This window comes from Dietzia aurantiaca (genome assembly GCF_021033825.1).
In the GTDB taxonomy this organism is placed as follows: Bacteria; Actinomycetota; Actinomycetes; order Mycobacteriales; family Mycobacteriaceae; genus Dietzia; species Dietzia aurantiaca.
Genome location: NZ_JAIFXZ010000001.1, coordinates 227,236 through 242,784, shown reverse-complemented (window position 1 = coordinate 242,784; position 15,549 = coordinate 227,236). Strand labels below are relative to the sequence as shown.

Genomic DNA, 15,549 nt, shown 5'->3' with positions numbered 1-15,549 from the left:
CTGCGGGGATGACTGCCTCCTCAGGATCGTGGTCCGGTCTAAGTCATCTACTTAATCCGTCTTGCTGTGATGAGTATCACGGCTTAGTGTGTCCACGTCAAGAAAATTAAGCGACCGCCTCATGCGGTGTCTCAAATGGAGGGTCCCCCCACGTGCTCAGGTTCATTGGCGAACGCGCTCTGCACGCGGCCGTCGTCGTCATACTCGCCGCGATCGGCGCGTTCTTCCTGATGGAGGCGGTGCCGGGAGACTCGGCGGCGTCCGCCGTCGGTCCCGGCGCGACCGAAGAGCAGTACCAGCTGGCGCGAGAGGAACTCGGTCTCGACGATCCGGTCTCCACCCGCTTCGGCAACTGGGCTGGCGACATCGTGCAAGGCGATCTCGGTAACTCGCTCATCCCGCCCAACCAGTCCGTGGGCGAGATGATCGGCAACGCGCTGCCCGTCACGATGCAGCTCGCGTTCACCGCGATCATCCTGTCGCTGGCGATCGCCGTGCCGGTCGCGGTCTGGTCCGCCTACCGGCGTGGCGGGATCTTCGACCAGGTCGCCTCGATCGTCGCGTTCGCGTTCATCTCCGTGCCGAGCTTCGTGGCCGGCCTGCTGCTCATCTACCTGTTCGTGTTCAACCACTCGCTGGCGCAGCAGGTCATCCTCGGGGCCGCGGTGGTCATCGGACTGGCCGTGGCGCTGTCGCCGATTGGCAAACGTGGTGGTCGTGGCGCGCCCGGCGTGATGTGGGGGCGTGCCCTCATCGGTGGGCTCGTGGTGGGCGGCGTGCTCGCGCTGATCGCGCTGCTGCTGCCGGAGTTCCCCCGCCAGGGGTTCGTGCCCATCGCCGAGGGGCTCGGGGACAATCTCCGCAGCATCGCCCTGCCGGCACTGACGCTGGCGCTCATGGAGGTCGCGATCTTCACTCGCGTCCTGCGCACGGACATGATTTCGACTCTGCAGCAGGACTTCGTGCTCTCCGCCCGGGCGAAGGGCATGCCCACCGGGCACGTCCTGGTCTCCGAGGCGCTGCGCCCGTCGACGGTATCCATCGTCACGCTCGCCGGCATCAGCCTCGGTCGGCTCATCGGTGGCACCGTGGTGGTCGAGCGCTTGTTCAACCTGCCCGGGATGGGCAGCATGATCGTCGACGCGGTCCAGAACGACAATCTCCCGGTCGTTCTGGGCGGGGTGATCGTGATCGCCATCTTCTACGTCCTCGTCAACACCGCCGTGGACATCACCTACGCACTCATCGACCCGAGGATCCGCCGTGGCTGACATCTCTTCGACCCGCACCGATCTGCCCGTGGACCCGGTTGCCCCCGTGACACCCGGCAGGCGTCGCCGCACACTTCCCCGGGTCTCCGGACTCGGCACCTGGCTGGCGCTGGGTTGGACCGTCATCATCGTCTTGGGTGCCCTGATCGTTGACTTCCTGCCGCTCGCCGAGGCGCGAGATCCGTCCCTGGCGCTGACGACCGCCTCGATGCTCCCGCCGGACCTGGGATCCGGCCACCCCCTCGGCACGGACTCCCAGGGGCTGGACGTCCTGGGCGGACTGCTCTACGGCGCCCGCGTGTCGCTGGTGGTGGGCATCGGCGGCGTGGTGATCGGCGCCCTGATCGGCGGAGCCCTCGGTCTGGTGGCCGGCTACCGCGGCGGCTGGACCGACCGCGTGGTGTCGATCTTCACCGACACACTGCTGGCGTTCCCCTCCCTCATCCTGCTCATCGCGATCGTCACCGTGCTCAACCCCACGTTGCCGAACGTCACGATCGCGCTCGGGATCATGGTGGTGCCGTCCTTCGCGCGGCTCGTGCGGGCCAACGCCATGACCTACTCCAAGCGCGACTTCGTCACCGCCGCGAGGTCCCTCGGTGCGGGCGAGATCCGGATCATGCTCCGCGAGGTCGCGCCGAACATCTTCCCGGCGATCTTCTCCTACAGCTTCATGCTCGTGGCGGTGCTCATCGTGGCCGAGGCGTCGCTGAGCTACCTCGGGCTGAGTATCCCCAGGCCGGAGCCGACCTGGGGCAACATGATCAGCGCGGGCCAGGCCGACTTCCAGCGGTACCCCTACCTCGTGGGCGTCCCGGCCGTCGTCCTGTTCCTCACCGTACTGAGCTTCAACCAGCTGGGTGAGGCCGCAGGACGGAAGTGGAGTCCCGGTGCAGCCAAGATCTGACGTCGTCGCCGGTGACATGCCGGATGCGGTGGAGCCCGGCGTCCAGGGCGAGAACAAGGACGCCAAGACGGCCATGATCGAGGTCGCCGAGAAGCTCATCGGTGAGCGGGGACTGGACAACGTCTCGATGCGCGATGTCGCGGCGATGGCGGGGCACCGGAACAATTCCGCCGTCCAGTACCACTTCGGCAGCCGGGACGGATTGATCACCCAGATATTGCGCCGGCGGCTCGTGGCCCTGGACGTCGAGCGCAAGCGTCGGCTGGCCGAGGTCGACGAGCAGGGGCTCGGCACCGATCTGACCTCGCTCGTGCACGTGTTGTTCGGCCCGATGGTCGACCTGCTGCGTGCGCAGCCGGAGGCCACCCACTACGCGCGTTTCCTCCAGCGGGTCGGACCCGTCATGGGTCCGGCCGTGCCGGAGGTGAATCTGCGCACCACGACCGACGACGTTGTGGTGCGGTTGATCGACGTACTGTCGCACCTGCCCCGGCGCACGGCCTTCGAACGCATCGACCTGGCCACGCAGATGTTCACCGGGTCACTGGCGGTGTACGAGGATCGTCGGGACGCGAACAACACGGTGGTCAACTCGCATTTCGACAGCGTGTTGGCACATCTCTACGACATGGTGGAGGCCGCACTTCGGGCCGGGGTCGGTATGGGCGAGCCGAGATCAGAGGTCGCGGACACACCGGAACCCGAGGTTGGCGGTGGCTGAGTCGGTCGTGTTGGACGATCTCGCCGCGACCCGGTAGCGGTAGCAGTAGGAGTCGTGGCAGAGGTACGACCCGCCCCGCATGACCCGCCAGTCCCCGCCGCCCGGAGCGCGGCCGGGGGCCAGTTCCGAGAGCTCCTCAGGGCCGGGCCCGCGGGGGTTGTCGACCCCGGACACGGCGTACCACCCGGGATCGAACCTGTCCGCGCACCACTCCCAGACGTTGCCGACCATCTGATGCAGGCCGTAGGCGTTCGGCCGGAACGTCCGGGCCGGTGCGGTCGTGAGATACCCGTCGTCCAGGGAGTTGTGCGCGGGGAACCGGCCCTGCCACACGTTGAGGTTCCATCGCCCCCGGGGCGTGAGCTCGTCACCCCACGGGAATCGGGCGGCCGGCAGCCCGCCCCTCGCCGCGTACTCCCACTCGGCCTCGGTCGGGAGCCGGGCGCACGCCCACTGACAGTAGGCCGACGCGTCGTTCCACGACACGTGCACCACCGGGTGGTTCTGTAGGTCGGTGATGGAACTCCGCGGCCCGCCCGGGTGCCGCCAGTCCGCACCCCGCACCGCCACCCACCAGGGCGTGGTGTCGAGCTGGTGCAGTACGTCGGCGGGGGCGGCGTCCACGGCGAGGTGGAACACCGCCGACACACCGACCTGCTCGGACTCGGTCACATAACCGGTGTCCTTGCAGAACGTCGCGAACTGCGCGTTGGTCACCGCTGTCTCGTCCATCCGGAACGAACGCAGCCGCACCTCGTGCAACGGCAACTCGCCGTCGTCGGGGTAGCCCTCGTCGTGGTGGTCGCCCATCAGGAACGAGCCCGCGGGAATCACCTTCTGCCGACGCGGTCGCCCGGCACCAGCCCCCGGAACCACGGTCCCGGGCCCCGGCGCCGCTCCGGAATCCGGGCCCTTCTCAGGTCGCGATTGCGCGTTCTCCGGACCGAGCGGGCCGGACGGGGCGCAGCACGAGCTCGTCGTCGTCATACTTCGTCTCCCTCCGTCGTGGACTCCGCACCGGATCCTGTCACGACGCGCGCCACCAGGTCGGCCATCCGCGCGTCCACGTCCTCACGCGCGTCCTCCGTGAACTCCAGCACGTCCAGGATCTGCTCGCGCAGCACCGGCCACGCGTAGACGGTGGTCAGGGCCAGTGCCAGGTGGAGGGTGTCGACCGGCGGGGGATCGGTCATGCGCGCCACCGCCTGCGCCGGGCGGGTCGAGGCGTCCAGGACCGGGCGGCCCACCGCGCCCGGGTCGAGGGAGAGCCACACCAGCAGGCGGCTGAAGTCGGGATTATCGGTGGCGCCCAGCAGCATGGACCGGATGGCCGCCCCGGCGTCGTCGTAACCGTCCAGTCGCGCGGACCCGTGCCGGAGCCCCTGGTCGAGGACCGCCGCGAGCAGGTCATCCTTGTTTCCGACGTGTCGGTGGATCAGGCCGAGGTTGACCTCGGCGGCGTCGGCGACCTCCCGCAGTGGTGCGCGGGGGCCCCGGGCGGCGAAGATCCTGCGGGCGGTGCCCAGTACGGCGCGTCGCACGGCTGCGCGCCCGGTGGGTCGGTCCGATTTCGGGCTATCCATGGACAGGACTGTAGACGAATGTCTACAGTCTGTGTCATACCCCCTCGCCACGCCCTGCGCGAGTCCCGGAAAGGACACACCGTCTTGCAGATCACCATCGGTGAGCACCAGATCGAGTTCGGCCCCAAACGGCTGCGGCTGAGCGCCGACGACGCCGCCCCGGCTCCCTACCAGCACGTGGGGGTCCGGCCGGTCACCCCGTACATCGGGGCCGAGATCTCCGGTGTGGACCTGGCCGACCCCACATCGGCGCAGATCGATGAGCTCAAGCGCGCGCTGCTCGAGCGCAAGGTCCTGTTCTTCCGCGACCAGCAGCACGTGACCGCCCGCCAGCACCGCGACTTCGCCGCGAACTGGGGCGAGCTCGAGGTCCACCCACTGCTCGACCAGGGCGAGCTCCCCGAGGTCGTCCGGTTCGACCGCGGCCAGGACAACCCCGGTATGGAGAACATCTGGCACGTCGACGTCTCGTGGCAGCAGCGCCCGCCGCTCGGGTCGGTCCTGCGTGCCATCGACGTCCCCGAGGCCGGCGGCGACACCCTGTGGTCCGACATGGGCAACGCCTTCGAGGCCCTGCCCTCCGACATCAAGGAGCGCATCGACGGTCTCACCGCCACCCACGACTTCACGCCGTCGTTCGGGCTCGGCATGACGCCCGAGAAGCTGGCCGCGATGCAGGAGACCTACCCGCCGCAGCACCATCCCGTGGTGCGCACCCATCCCGAGACCGGTCGCAAGCTGCTGTTCGTTAACAGTCTGTTCACGACGCGGATCGACGGCGTCGACCCCGACGAGGGCGCGCAACTGCTGCGGCGCCTGATCGACCAGGTCAAGATGCCCGACTTCCAGGTACGACTGAGATGGAGGCCGGGGACGGTGGCGTTCTGGGACAACCGCGCCACCCAGCACTACGCGTGTAGTGACTATTTCCCGAACCGCCGCGTCATGGAGCGGGTCGCGATCGAAGGGGACGTGCCGGCATGAGCGATCTCGACCGGCATGTCCTCCCGGCCCGCCGCCTCGCCGGCCGGATCCCCGCCGAGATGGACCGGCGCCACCAGCAGGACGCGTTCCCCGGCGCGGAGCAGGTCCACGCCCCCGACGGCGCGCCTAACATCCTGTTGGTGATGCTCGATGACGTCGGCTTCGGCACCTCCTCGGCCTTCGGCGGCCCGTGCCGCACGTCCACGATCGAGCGGCTGGCCCGGGACGGCGCCGGCTACACGCGATTCCACACCACGGCTCTGTGCTCGCCGACCCGCGCGGCCACCCTCACCGGCCGGAACCACCACAGCGTGGGCATGGGCGTGATCTCCGAGATGGCCACCCGCGCCCCCGGCTACACGGGGGTCCGGCCTGACTCGGCCGCCACCGTCGCCCGGGTGCTGCGCGGCAACGGCTACGCCACCGGCGCGTTCGGCAAGATGCACCAGACCCCGCCGTGGGAGACCACGGCCGCCGGGCCGTTCGACCGCTGGCCCACCGAGGAGGGGTTCGACACCTTCTACGGATTTCTCGGCGCCGAAGCCGACCACTTCGTGCCCGTTCTCTACGACGGGCGTCGACAGGTCGATCCGCCGCGCACCCCGGAGGAGGGTTACCACCTCACCGAGGACCTGGTGGATCGCGCGATCCGGTGGACCGACGAGCTGGGATCCGTGGCCCCCGACCAGCCGTGGTTCTGCTACCTGCCGTTCGGCGCCGTCCACGCACCGCTGCACGTGCCCGAGTCGTACCGGGACCACTACTCCGGTGAGTTCGACGACGGCTGGGACGCGCTGCGCGAGCGCACACTGGCCCGGCAGAAGGACCTCGGCGTGGTGCCGGAGGACACCGAGCTGGGCCCGTGGGCGCCCGGCCTGCCGCACTGGGACGAACTGGACCACGATGAGCGCCGTGTGGCCGCCCGCCTCATGGAGCTGTACGCCGGGTTCCTCGAGCACACCGACGACCAGGTGGGGCGCATGATCGACCACCTCGAGGCCACCGGAGCGCTGGAGAACACCCTGGTCCTGTACATGGTGGGGGACAACGGCGCCTCCACCGAGGGCGGTCGCCTGGGCGCGTTCAACTATCTGGCCGGTCTCAACGGGATCCCGTCGACGACCGAGGAACTCCTGGAGAACTGGGACTCGCTCGGCGGGCCGGAGTCGTATCCGCACTTCCCCTCGTCGTGGGCGCTGGCGCTGAACACCCCGTACCAGTGGGCCAAGCAGGTCGCCTCGCACTACGGTGGCACCCGCAACGGGCTGGTCGCGCACTGGCCGGGGCGGATCGTCGAGCCCGGGCGCCTGCGCCACCAGTGGCACCACTGCGTGGACATCACGCCCACCATCCTCGAGGCGGCCGGCCTGCCCATGCCGCACACCGTGGACGGGGTGGCGCAGAAGCCGCTGGAGGGCGTGGGGATGGCGTACACCTTCACCGAGCCCGACGCGCCTGACCGGCACACCACCCAGTACTTCGAGATCTTCGGCAACCGCGGGATCTACGACCACGGGTGGACCGCCGTCACCGCGCAACGCGCGCCGTGGCTCATGGCCACCGGGGGCGTCGACCTGACCCCGCTGTCCGAGAGCAGGTGGGAGCTGTACGACACGAGCGTCGACTGGTCGCAGTCCCGCGATCTGGCGGCCGAGCATCCGGAGATCCTCGAGCGGCTCAAGACCAAGTTCATCGCCGAGGCGGCCCGGTATGACGTGCTGCCGCTCGATGATTCCACGGTCGGTCGCCAGGCCGGCGCCGAGAACCGGCCGCCGCACCCCATGGCGGGCCGCTCGTCGATCACGCTGTACCCGCACATGGACGGACTCAACGAGAAGGCCGCGCCGAAGCTGTTCAACCGGGGTTTCCTGCTGTCGGCGTCACTGGACGTGGTGCCCGAGAGCGCTGGGAGCGACCCGTGTGAGGGAGTTCTGCTCAGTCTGGGCGGCCGTTTCGGCGGGATGGCGCTGTACCTGCTCGAGGGCGTGCCGGTGTTCGAGTACAACTTCTTCGGTCGCGCACGCGGCAAGGCCGAGGGCACCGCGCCGTTGGCGCCGGGCGCGCACACGGTGGAGTTGGAGTTCGCCTACGACGGCGGGATCGCCGCGGGCGCCGACCTGATGCTGTTCGTCGACGGCGAGCAGGTGGGTGCCGGTCGCATCGCGGTGACCGCACCGGCGATGTTCAGCATGAATGAGACACTGGACGTCGGTCGCAGTCGCGGCAGCGCTGTCAGCCACGCCTACGACGGTGCGTTCCCGGTGCGGGGCGCGGTGCTGCACCACGTGCGTGTGGACCTGCAGAGCGGCACCGAGTTACCGCGGGCGCGCAGGGAGCGGATCGAACTGGCCACGCACTGACGGATCCGAACAGAGGGCGGCCCCGCCACGCGTGACAGCGTGGCTGGGCCGCCCTCTATGCGGTCGGTTCAGAACACCTCGAAGGCGTAGCCGATCAGCCCTATCACCAGTAGTAGGACGACGACGACAACAACCACGATCCACACGTACGCACCCGTTTTGCCGGGCTGAGGAGTCGGGCTCTGCTCCATCGTCTCGGATTCGGACACGCGCTCGGTGCCGATGTGATCCGGGGTCTGCGGTTCGCCGGGCGCGCCGGCAGGGCCGGGCTTCCCGGTCTCCGGGCGCTCGTGGGGGCCGGAGTCTGACGGGCGGGCGTTGCTCATATCGCACCTCTCGATCGACTGGGTGCACACGCTAGGGGCCCATCGGCACACCTTCCACCGGACGACCGAGCACGACCGCGCCCGGGCCGACGCCGTCGTGGATACCGATGAGCAGTTCCGCGACCGACCACGCGGTGATCGCGGAGGTGCGGCCGCCGGAGTCGGGGTCGAGGGAGTTCTCGAAACTCATCTCGTAGCTGCCCATCGGGGACTCCCACTCCACGACGTGGCGGGTGCGGGCGACGCGGGGGTCCGCCAGCACGATCACCTCGACGCGGTCGAGCCCGAGCGTCGCCAACGCGAGAGCGACGGACGCGTTGGACGTGCGCGGGTACTCCAGGGCCGCCTCGCGGGCGCTTCCGCGGAACACCTCGCGGTGCTCGGTCAGCCCGCCCTCCACGCTCAGCGCCGCGGGGCTCTTGATGGTGTAGTGGCGCAGGCGGGCATCGGCGGTGCCGGCCCGGGCCGCGGCCGCCAGTACATCCAGCCCGCCGACGGCGCCGGCGGGCACGAGCACCCGGCCCGCGCGAGCCGCGCCGTGCCGGACCGAACCACCGATCAGGTCACGGGGATTGCCGTGTCGGGCGAAGACCCCGCACGAGCACACGATGATGTCCTTGCCGGCGGCCGTGACCCGTGGGATGTACTCCTCCGCGGCGGCGACCGTGGTGGCCTCCACCACCACGTCGGCCGCGGCGATCGCCCGGTCGAACTCAACGTCCGTACTGTCCGACCGCAGTACGCTGACCAGCTGCGCGTCGGGGACCCGCCCCTTCTCGATCGCCTCGACCACGGCTCCGCCGATCGCGCCGGAACCGATCACGGCCACGTGCAGCGGCCGATCTGATGCGACGGGGGAAGGCGACGGAGGGGTCATACCCGGCAACCGTACCCAGTCCCGGGTCGCCCGGCCCGGAAAGCCGTCGGCGGCTGCCCGGGTGTGGCAGGGAGGGCCGAGAAGGCGGACCTAGCCGGTGCGTGAGTCGAGCTCCGCCTGCATACGGCGCATCCCCCGGAGCCAACGCTCCGGCTGGGTGGCGCGCGTGGCGTAGAACGTCGCGACCTCCGGGTGGGGGAGGATGTAGAACTCCTCGCCGTGCAAGGCGGCGATCACGTCCTCGGCCACCTGTTCCGGGGCGAGCACGTCGTCGCCGAACACCACCTCACCCACCGTGCCCCCGGGGAGCAACGGTGTCTGCACGCCCTGCGGGCACAGGCTCTGCACGGTCAGCCCGCGGTCACCGTAGGTCACCGACAGCCATTCGGCATAGGCGACGGCCGCGTGCTTGGAAACCGAATACGGCGCGCTGCCCAGCATGGTGAGCAGGCCTGCGGCCGAGGCGGTCACCACCAGCCGTCCCGCGCCCCGTTCGAGCCAGTCCGGCAGCAGCTGGTCGGCGGCGTGAACGTGCGCCATCACGTTGACCGCGAACGAGCGCTCCCACGCGGCCGGGCTTGCGTCGGCCCCCGTCTCGATACCGGCGTTGGCGAAGTACGCGTCGACGCGGCCCAAGCGCTCGCGGGCCCCGGAAACCAGGGCGGCCACGCCGTCGGCGGAGGCCGCGTCACCGGGCAGCGCGAGTGCGCCGATCTCCTGCGCGGTGGCCTTACACGCGGCCGCGTCGAGGTCGTTGACCACCACGCGCGCCCCGGCCGCGGCCAGCCGACGGGCAAGGGCCCGACCGATGCCACTGCCGGCGCCGGTGACGACCACACCCGCCCCCTCCAGCCACAGGGGATCCGCCATCCGGGGTGAACCGGCAGGGGGATTGTTCATAAATGACTCCTGTGGTGGGAAGGCGAACTGTGGTCGTCGCCGGTGTCGGGGCCCGGCCCTGTGAGGCCGTCTCGCTCGGCTAGTTGCGGCGCAGCTCGCGACGGAGCAACTTGCCTGTCGCGGTCTTGGGGATGTCGTCCATGATCTCGACCTCCCGCGGGTACTTGTACGCTGCCATCCTTGCCTTGCAGTGTTCGATCAATTCCTCCGGTGTGGCCGTGGTGCCAGGGCGAACGCTGACGAACGCCTTCACCGTCTCGCCGCGATACTCGTCGGGAACACCCACGACCGCGGCCTCCCGGACGGCCGGATGCTCGTAGAGCACGTCCTCGACCTCACGCGGCCAGACCTTGTAGCCCGAGGCATTGATCTGATCCTTCTTGCGGTCGACGATATAGAACCAGCCGTCGGCGTCCATGTACCCGACGTCGCCGGTCTTGAGTACGCCACCCGGAAGTCCGTCGGCCGTCGCCTCGGGCTTGTTCCAGTACCCCGCGACCACCTGCGGCCCGGCGGTCACGAGCTCCCCGACCTCCCCGGGCGGGACATCCTGGCCGGACTCGTCGACGATGCGGACGACGGTGTTGTAGACCGGAACGCCGACGGAGGTGGCCCCGGTGGCCTCGTCGACCGGGGCGCGGACCCCGAACGGCACGCCATGCGACGGCGAGGTGGTCTCCGTCAGTCCGTAGATGTTGTGGATGTAGTGACCGAACTTGTCCTCGAACGCCCGGATGGTGCTCGGAGGGATGGGTGCGCCGCCTGAGTAGATCTTGGTGAGCGTGGCCAGCGACTCCGGGCGTACGTCCGGGGCGTTCATCAGCGCGATGAACACGGTGATCGAACCGACCGTGAACGTTGCCTTGTGCTCTTCGATGGTCCGGAGGGTCTCCGTGGGATCCATCCGGCCCATGAGTACGAGCGGGGCGCCGGTGAGCAGCGCTACCGCGATGTGTCCGACCAGGCCGGTGATGTGGAACAGCGGGGCCACACCCAACACCACGTCGGACGAGTCGAGGCCGACCCAGTCCCGATAGGTCTGGGCGTTGAACACGACGTTCCGGTGGGTCGTCATGGCGCCCTTGGGCGGACCGGTCGTCCCCGAGGTGTAGGTGAGGAACGCGATCGAGTCGGCGTTCAGCTCGGGGGCGGGCGGGGTCTGGCCCCGGTACTTCTCCAGCATCGTGGCCATGTCGACGGTGTCAGGGCAGTCGATCCTGGTCACACCGGCCAGTGGCCCCCGGTTCGCGGACTGGTACTCCAGCTCGGACGTGGTGATGACCGTCCGGACGTCGGTCGCGTCCAGGACCAGCGCTGCCACATCCCGGTAGAGATCCTGCATCGACAACAGGACCGTCGCCCCCGAGTCCCGGAGGATCTCGGTGAGTTCGCGCGCCCGGTACATCGGGTTGGCCGAGACGGCGATGCCTCCGGCCTTCCATGTCCCCAACTGGGCGATCACGAACTGCGGGATGTTCTGGGCGTAGATCACCACGCGCTCCCCGGCGTTGAAGCCGGCGTCGAGAATGCCCGCGGCAAAGGCGTCCGACAGTTCGTCGAGCTCCCGGGCGGAGATGGCATTGTCGTAATACTCGATGAGCGGTCCGTCGCCCACGCGCTGTGCTGTGGCCGCGAACATCTCCAGGGCGGTCTCGAACTCGGTCTCGATCGAGTGACGTGACGGGTCCGGGTATCGGTCCAGCCAGATCTTGTCGTCGTAAGCGCTGGTCACCGCAGCACCACCGGGTTCACCGGCGCGCCCGTGCCCTCGACGATGTTGAGCGGGGCGGCGGTGTACAGGAAGTCCCACCGGCCGTCCGCGGCGCAGGCCTCGGCGAGGGCGTCCATGTCACAGATCTCGGTGAGCACGATGCCCAGGTTGCGCATGAGTGCGCAGTGGAGAGGGAGCATCACGCCGGACACCGGATCCTTGGTGACCTCATTGGCGATCGTATCGGTCACGAGATTGGGGATCTCCATCTCGTTGAACCAGTCCACGAGCTCGGGCGAGTAGGTGAGGCCGGGCTCCACGAAGTTCTCGTAGAACTCCTCGCCCGTCACCGAGTAGAAGTACGTCATGAAACCAGTGCGGATGAGGAGGATGTCGCGCTTCTCGATGGTCACACCCTGGGCCTCGGCGGCCTCCAGGAGATCGGTGTGGCTGAACGTCTCGCCCTTGTCGAGCCACTTCTTGCCGCGGTGGCGGGCCATGTCGATGAGCACTCCACGGCCCGCGACGCCACGCTCGGCGATCGGCTGGACCGAGGCCTTCTTGTTGCCGCCGACAGTGGTCCGCGCGTCGTAGCCGTTCCAGATCTGGCCGTCGTACCAGACGTGGCCCAGCGCGTCGTACTGCGTCGAACCCTGCAGGAAGATCTCCGCCTTGTCGTCGGAGTAGTGCAGGCCGCCTGCGAAATCAGGTGCGCCCTCCTTGCCCTCGTCCCACGAGGACTCGTCGAGGACGTTGACGCGCCTGGTGCCCTCCCGGCCCGGGAACACCGGGTCGCCGTGAGGATGGCCCATCGGGATCTGCAGCGTGAACACCTGACCGGACTTCACGTACTGCACTCCGCGCAGCACCTCGTCGGAGCCGAGGTAGTTGAGAGCGCCGACCTCGTCGTCGTCACCCCACTTGCCCCAGTTCTTCGGTGAATCCTTCAGGAGCTCGCCCATGCCCGGGGCATCGTGATCGTGGCTCATATCGACTGATCCTCTCGTGTGGATGAGATGTCTGCTGAACGGTCCGAGCGCTCACTCGGTCAGTTCATTGTGATGAGCGTCTCACCGCAAAGGCGGTCCGTCAAGTGTTTCCGGAGTACCGGATCCAACGCGATAGGCGGCGCGGGCAGGCCCTCGAGGTCGGGGGTGGCGCGGCGGAAATGAAGTTCAGCTCGACTGAACCACCAGGTCAGCGGCGGTGATGCATCATGGACAGGGCGAGATGGGCGTAGTCGCGTGCCAGCTCCGCCGGGTCACTGGCCTGATCGGCGCCCGTCCAGGAGGGCGGGGCAAGGCACATCGTGAGAATTGCGTCGACTGCGAGTTCGGGTTCAGTATTGCCGAAACTCCCGGATTCGACGGCCTGGAGGGCAGCCGCCAGGAGGGTGGCGCGGATATCACCGTTGTCCGGGTCCGAGCCGCCGGCCAACGGGACGCCCGCTCGGTACGACTCGGTCACCATCACGAATGCCAGTGCGCGGCGCTCTTCGCGGAACAGCACCAGCGCCTCCACCATGTTCGAGAACCCCCCGGCTGCGTCCGCGCCATCTGCAGCGGCCGCGTTCAAACGCCACCCGAGGTCGGCGTGCGCCCGGGAGATCAACTCGATCAATATGTGCTTCTTGCTCGGATAGTGGTGATAGATGCCGGCGACGCTGATGTCGGCGCCGGTGGCGATCAGCCGCATCGTGGCCCCGTGGTAACCGGTCTCACGAAAGACCTCGACCGCGGACGCGAGCACGGAATCCAGATTGATGTCGTCGAACGATCGCCAGCCCGAGCCTTCCGCCGGCGGTTGTGGCGTGGCTGTGTTCACGGCGGCTCGTCGAGGCCGGACCAGTCGGGCCGCGGGCACACCGAGAGCGTCGGAGATGTGGCGCAGTCGATCGACGGTCACGCCGACCTTGCCGTTCTCTATCGCGCTCATCGTGCCGGTGCTGACGTTGATCGCGGTGGCCAGTCTGCGCAGGGTGAGTCCGGCATCGAGGCGGGCGGCACGGATCGCGCTTCCGGTGTCGGCACGGGTGGCCTGTTCGGGCATGCTGAACACAGTACGAGAGTGTGGCCGTCCGCAGAGGCACTGTCCGTGACCGGCTGTCCGGGAATCGGCCGGGAGGGTGACGGAGTGGGCCACACTGCAGGAATGAACGCCGAGGACGAGAACAGCCGCAGGGCGCCGGTCGCGCAGGTCGGCACGACGCACGAGTCCGTGCTGGCGGCCTTCCAGGCCGCGGTGGCCGCGGGGCCGAAGCTGCCCGCGATCCACTACTTCGACACCACCATGTCGTGGCAGGACGTGGACAGGGCCTCGGATGCCGTCGCCGCGCTCCTCGCCGCGCGCGGGTTCAGTGCCGGCGACCGGCTCGCCCTGTGCGTGCAGAACAATCCGGCATTCGTCATCGGACTTCTCGCGACATGGAAAGCGCGGGGGACGGTCGCCCTGGTCAGTCCCATGAGCAAGAGGTCGGAGTTCGCGCTCGCCGTGGAGGACCTCGACCCGACTGCGCTCCTCTGTCTCGATGACGTCTACGAGGAGGTGGCGCGACACGTCCTCGGCACGCGATCCGCGCGGGTGCCGATCGTGGTCACCGTGTCGCCCCTGGACTTCCAGACACGCGATGACCTGCGCATGTTCGACGGATGCAGGCGACGCGATCCCGCCGACACGATCGATCTGGCCAGGGTGGTCCAGGCGCGGACGGCGCGCGAGGCCGACAGCCGCGCCGACCGGCAGCTCGGCGCAGTGCGGATCCCTCCGAACGACGTGGCAGTGATCGCGCCGACGTCCGGGACCACCGGAGCCCCGAAGGGCGCGATGCTCACCCACCGCAATCTGCTGGTCAGCGGGGAGGTCTACCGCGACTGGTCGGGGCTCGTCGCGGGGGAGCCGGTCCTGGCGATGTCGCCACTGTTTCATGTGACGGGGCTCGTCGGGGCGGTCATCCTGGCGATGGTCACCGGCTCGCCGATCGTGCTCACGCACCGGTTCGGTCCGACGGTGATCGCGGATGCGATTGAGGAACGGCGTCCGGCGTTCGGGATCGCTGCGATCACCGCGTACAAGGCGCTCGCGGCGGAGCCGACCATCACCGCCGGGCGATTGGCGCCGCTGCGGATCAGATTCTCGGGCGGGCTGCCGATCGACCCGGACGTGGTGGACGAGCTCGACGAGCGGCTCGGCGGCTACATCCACAACGCGTACGGCCAGACCGAGACCGCGTCGCCGTCGCACCTCGTTCCCTACGGGCAGCGCGCGCCCACCGACCCCGACACGGGCGTGCTCTCGGTGGGGATCCCGGTCCCGGGGACGACCGTGGCGGTGGTGGACGAGGCGGGGCTGCCGGTGCCCCCGGGGGCGTTCGGCGAGATCATGACGTCCGGACCCCAGGTGATGGCCGGATATTGGCGACGACCCGACGCCACCGCGGACGCCCTCGGCAGGGGGATGTTCGCGACAGGGGACATCGGGTTTGTCGACGATGACGGGTGGCTCTACGTCGTGGACCGCTCCAGCGACGTGATCAACGCCGCCGGCTACAAGATCTGGCCCTACGAAGTTGAACAGGTGCTCTCGGCGCATCCCGCAGTGGAAGAAGTCGCCGTGGTGGATATCGCCGATGAGTACCGCGGGCAGTCCGCGCGGGCCTATGTCGCGTTGCGCGACGGGGAGGTGGCCACCGCCGCGGAGTTGATTGAGTACTGCCGTGCCCGGATGGCGGCCTACAAGTATCCGCGCGAGGTGGAGATCGTGGATGCGTTGCCGCGGACCGCCACGGGGAAGATTCTGCGCCGCAGACTGCGCGAGAGCTGAACGCGCCAGAGCTTGCGGCTGGGAGCGCCGATCGCGGCCGACCACGGGCGTCGCCGTGCGCCGACTTTCCGAGAAATTGTTGCGTCCGTC

The 15,549-nt window shown here is 68.9% G+C and carries 14 protein-coding genes; 6 read left to right on the top strand and 8 right to left on the bottom strand.

Features of this window, described 5'->3' with window-relative positions:
• Positions 1 to 152 precede the first annotated feature (152 nt).
• The 3 genes from K3888_RS17790 to K3888_RS01220 are packed head-to-tail and all read left to right on the top strand — an operon-like array spanning position 153 to position 2,899.
• On the top strand, positions 153 to 1,271 hold the full coding sequence (locus tag K3888_RS17790) for an ABC transporter permease (RefSeq protein WP_230928401.1): 1,119 nt from the start codon (positions 153 to 155) through the stop codon (positions 1,269 to 1,271).
• Entirely contained in the window at positions 1,264 to 2,178 is a 915-nt protein-coding gene (locus K3888_RS01225; protein ID WP_230928400.1) for an ABC transporter permease, read from the top strand. The genes K3888_RS17790 and K3888_RS01225 overlap by 8 nt, the downstream gene beginning before the upstream one ends.
• Positions 2,162 to 2,899 carry a TetR/AcrR family transcriptional regulator gene (locus tag K3888_RS01220; RefSeq protein WP_230928399.1) on the top strand — a complete coding sequence of 246 codons (738 nt, stop codon included), beginning with the start codon at positions 2,162 to 2,164 and terminating at the stop codon, positions 2,897 to 2,899. Before K3888_RS01225 ends, K3888_RS01220 begins: the two co-directional genes overlap by 17 nt.
• Here the strand turns inward: K3888_RS01220 and K3888_RS01215 are convergent.
• Together K3888_RS01215 and K3888_RS01210 are read right to left on the bottom strand one after the other, a co-directional pair.
• On the bottom strand, positions 2,855 to 3,886 hold the full coding sequence (locus tag K3888_RS01215) for a formylglycine-generating enzyme family protein (protein ID WP_230928398.1): 1,032 nt from the start codon (positions 3,884 to 3,886) through the stop codon (positions 2,855 to 2,857). The genes K3888_RS01220 and K3888_RS01215 overlap by 45 nt on opposite strands.
• The gene (locus tag K3888_RS01210) at positions 3,883 to 4,482 is read right to left on the bottom strand and encodes a TetR/AcrR family transcriptional regulator (RefSeq protein WP_230928397.1); all 600 of its coding nucleotides are present in this window, start codon (positions 4,480 to 4,482) and stop codon (positions 3,883 to 3,885) included. The genes K3888_RS01215 and K3888_RS01210 overlap by 4 nt, the downstream gene beginning before the upstream one ends.
• Before the next feature lie 84 nt (positions 4,483 to 4,566).
• Between K3888_RS01210 and K3888_RS01205 the strand changes: the two genes are divergently transcribed.
• A complete protein-coding gene (locus K3888_RS01205; protein WP_230928396.1) occupies positions 4,567 to 5,466 on the top strand; it encodes a TauD/TfdA dioxygenase family protein in 900 nt (299 codons plus the stop codon).
• Entirely contained in the window at positions 5,463 to 7,826 is a 2,364-nt protein-coding gene (locus tag K3888_RS01200; RefSeq protein ID WP_372459511.1) for an arylsulfatase, read from the top strand. The genes K3888_RS01205 and K3888_RS01200 overlap by 4 nt, the downstream gene beginning before the upstream one ends.
• A gap of 68 nt (positions 7,827 to 7,894) precedes the next feature.
• Here K3888_RS01200 and K3888_RS01195 read toward each other — a convergent pair whose 3' ends face one another.
• From K3888_RS01195 to K3888_RS01170, 6 genes are all read right to left on the bottom strand, one after another.
• On the bottom strand, positions 7,895 to 8,152 hold the full coding sequence (locus tag K3888_RS01195; RefSeq protein WP_230928395.1) for a hypothetical protein: 258 nt from the start codon (positions 8,150 to 8,152) through the stop codon (positions 7,895 to 7,897).
• Positions 8,153 to 8,183: 31 nt separating this feature from the next.
• Complete coding sequence (locus K3888_RS01190) at positions 8,184 to 9,029, bottom strand: aspartate dehydrogenase domain-containing protein (RefSeq protein WP_230928394.1); 846 nt, start codon at positions 9,027 to 9,029, stop codon at positions 8,184 to 8,186.
• A gap of 90 nt (positions 9,030 to 9,119) precedes the next feature.
• Positions 9,120 to 9,929 (bottom strand): SDR family oxidoreductase, encoded by an 810-nt coding sequence (locus K3888_RS01185; RefSeq protein ID WP_230928393.1) that lies wholly within the window; start codon positions 9,927 to 9,929, stop codon positions 9,120 to 9,122.
• Between the two features lie 79 nt (positions 9,930 to 10,008).
• Positions 10,009 to 11,661: a class I adenylate-forming enzyme family protein gene (locus tag K3888_RS01180; RefSeq protein WP_372459510.1), complete on the bottom strand. Its 1,653-nt coding sequence runs from the start codon at positions 11,659 to 11,661 to the stop codon at positions 10,009 to 10,011.
• Positions 11,658 to 12,629, bottom strand: coding sequence for a cyclase family protein (locus tag K3888_RS01175; protein WP_230928392.1), 972 nt, complete (start codon positions 12,627 to 12,629; stop codon positions 11,658 to 11,660). Before K3888_RS01175 ends, K3888_RS01180 begins: the two co-directional genes overlap by 4 nt.
• A gap of 208 nt (positions 12,630 to 12,837) precedes the next feature.
• Entirely contained in the window at positions 12,838 to 13,689 is an 852-nt protein-coding gene (locus K3888_RS01170) for a TetR family transcriptional regulator (protein ID WP_230928391.1), read from the bottom strand.
• Between the two features lie 102 nt (positions 13,690 to 13,791).
• On the opposite strand from K3888_RS01170, the gene K3888_RS01165 reads away from it, so the two are divergent.
• Positions 13,792 to 15,459, top strand: coding sequence for a class I adenylate-forming enzyme family protein (locus K3888_RS01165; RefSeq protein ID WP_230928390.1), 1,668 nt, complete (start codon positions 13,792 to 13,794; stop codon positions 15,457 to 15,459).
• Positions 15,460 to 15,549: the final 90 nt, after the last annotated feature.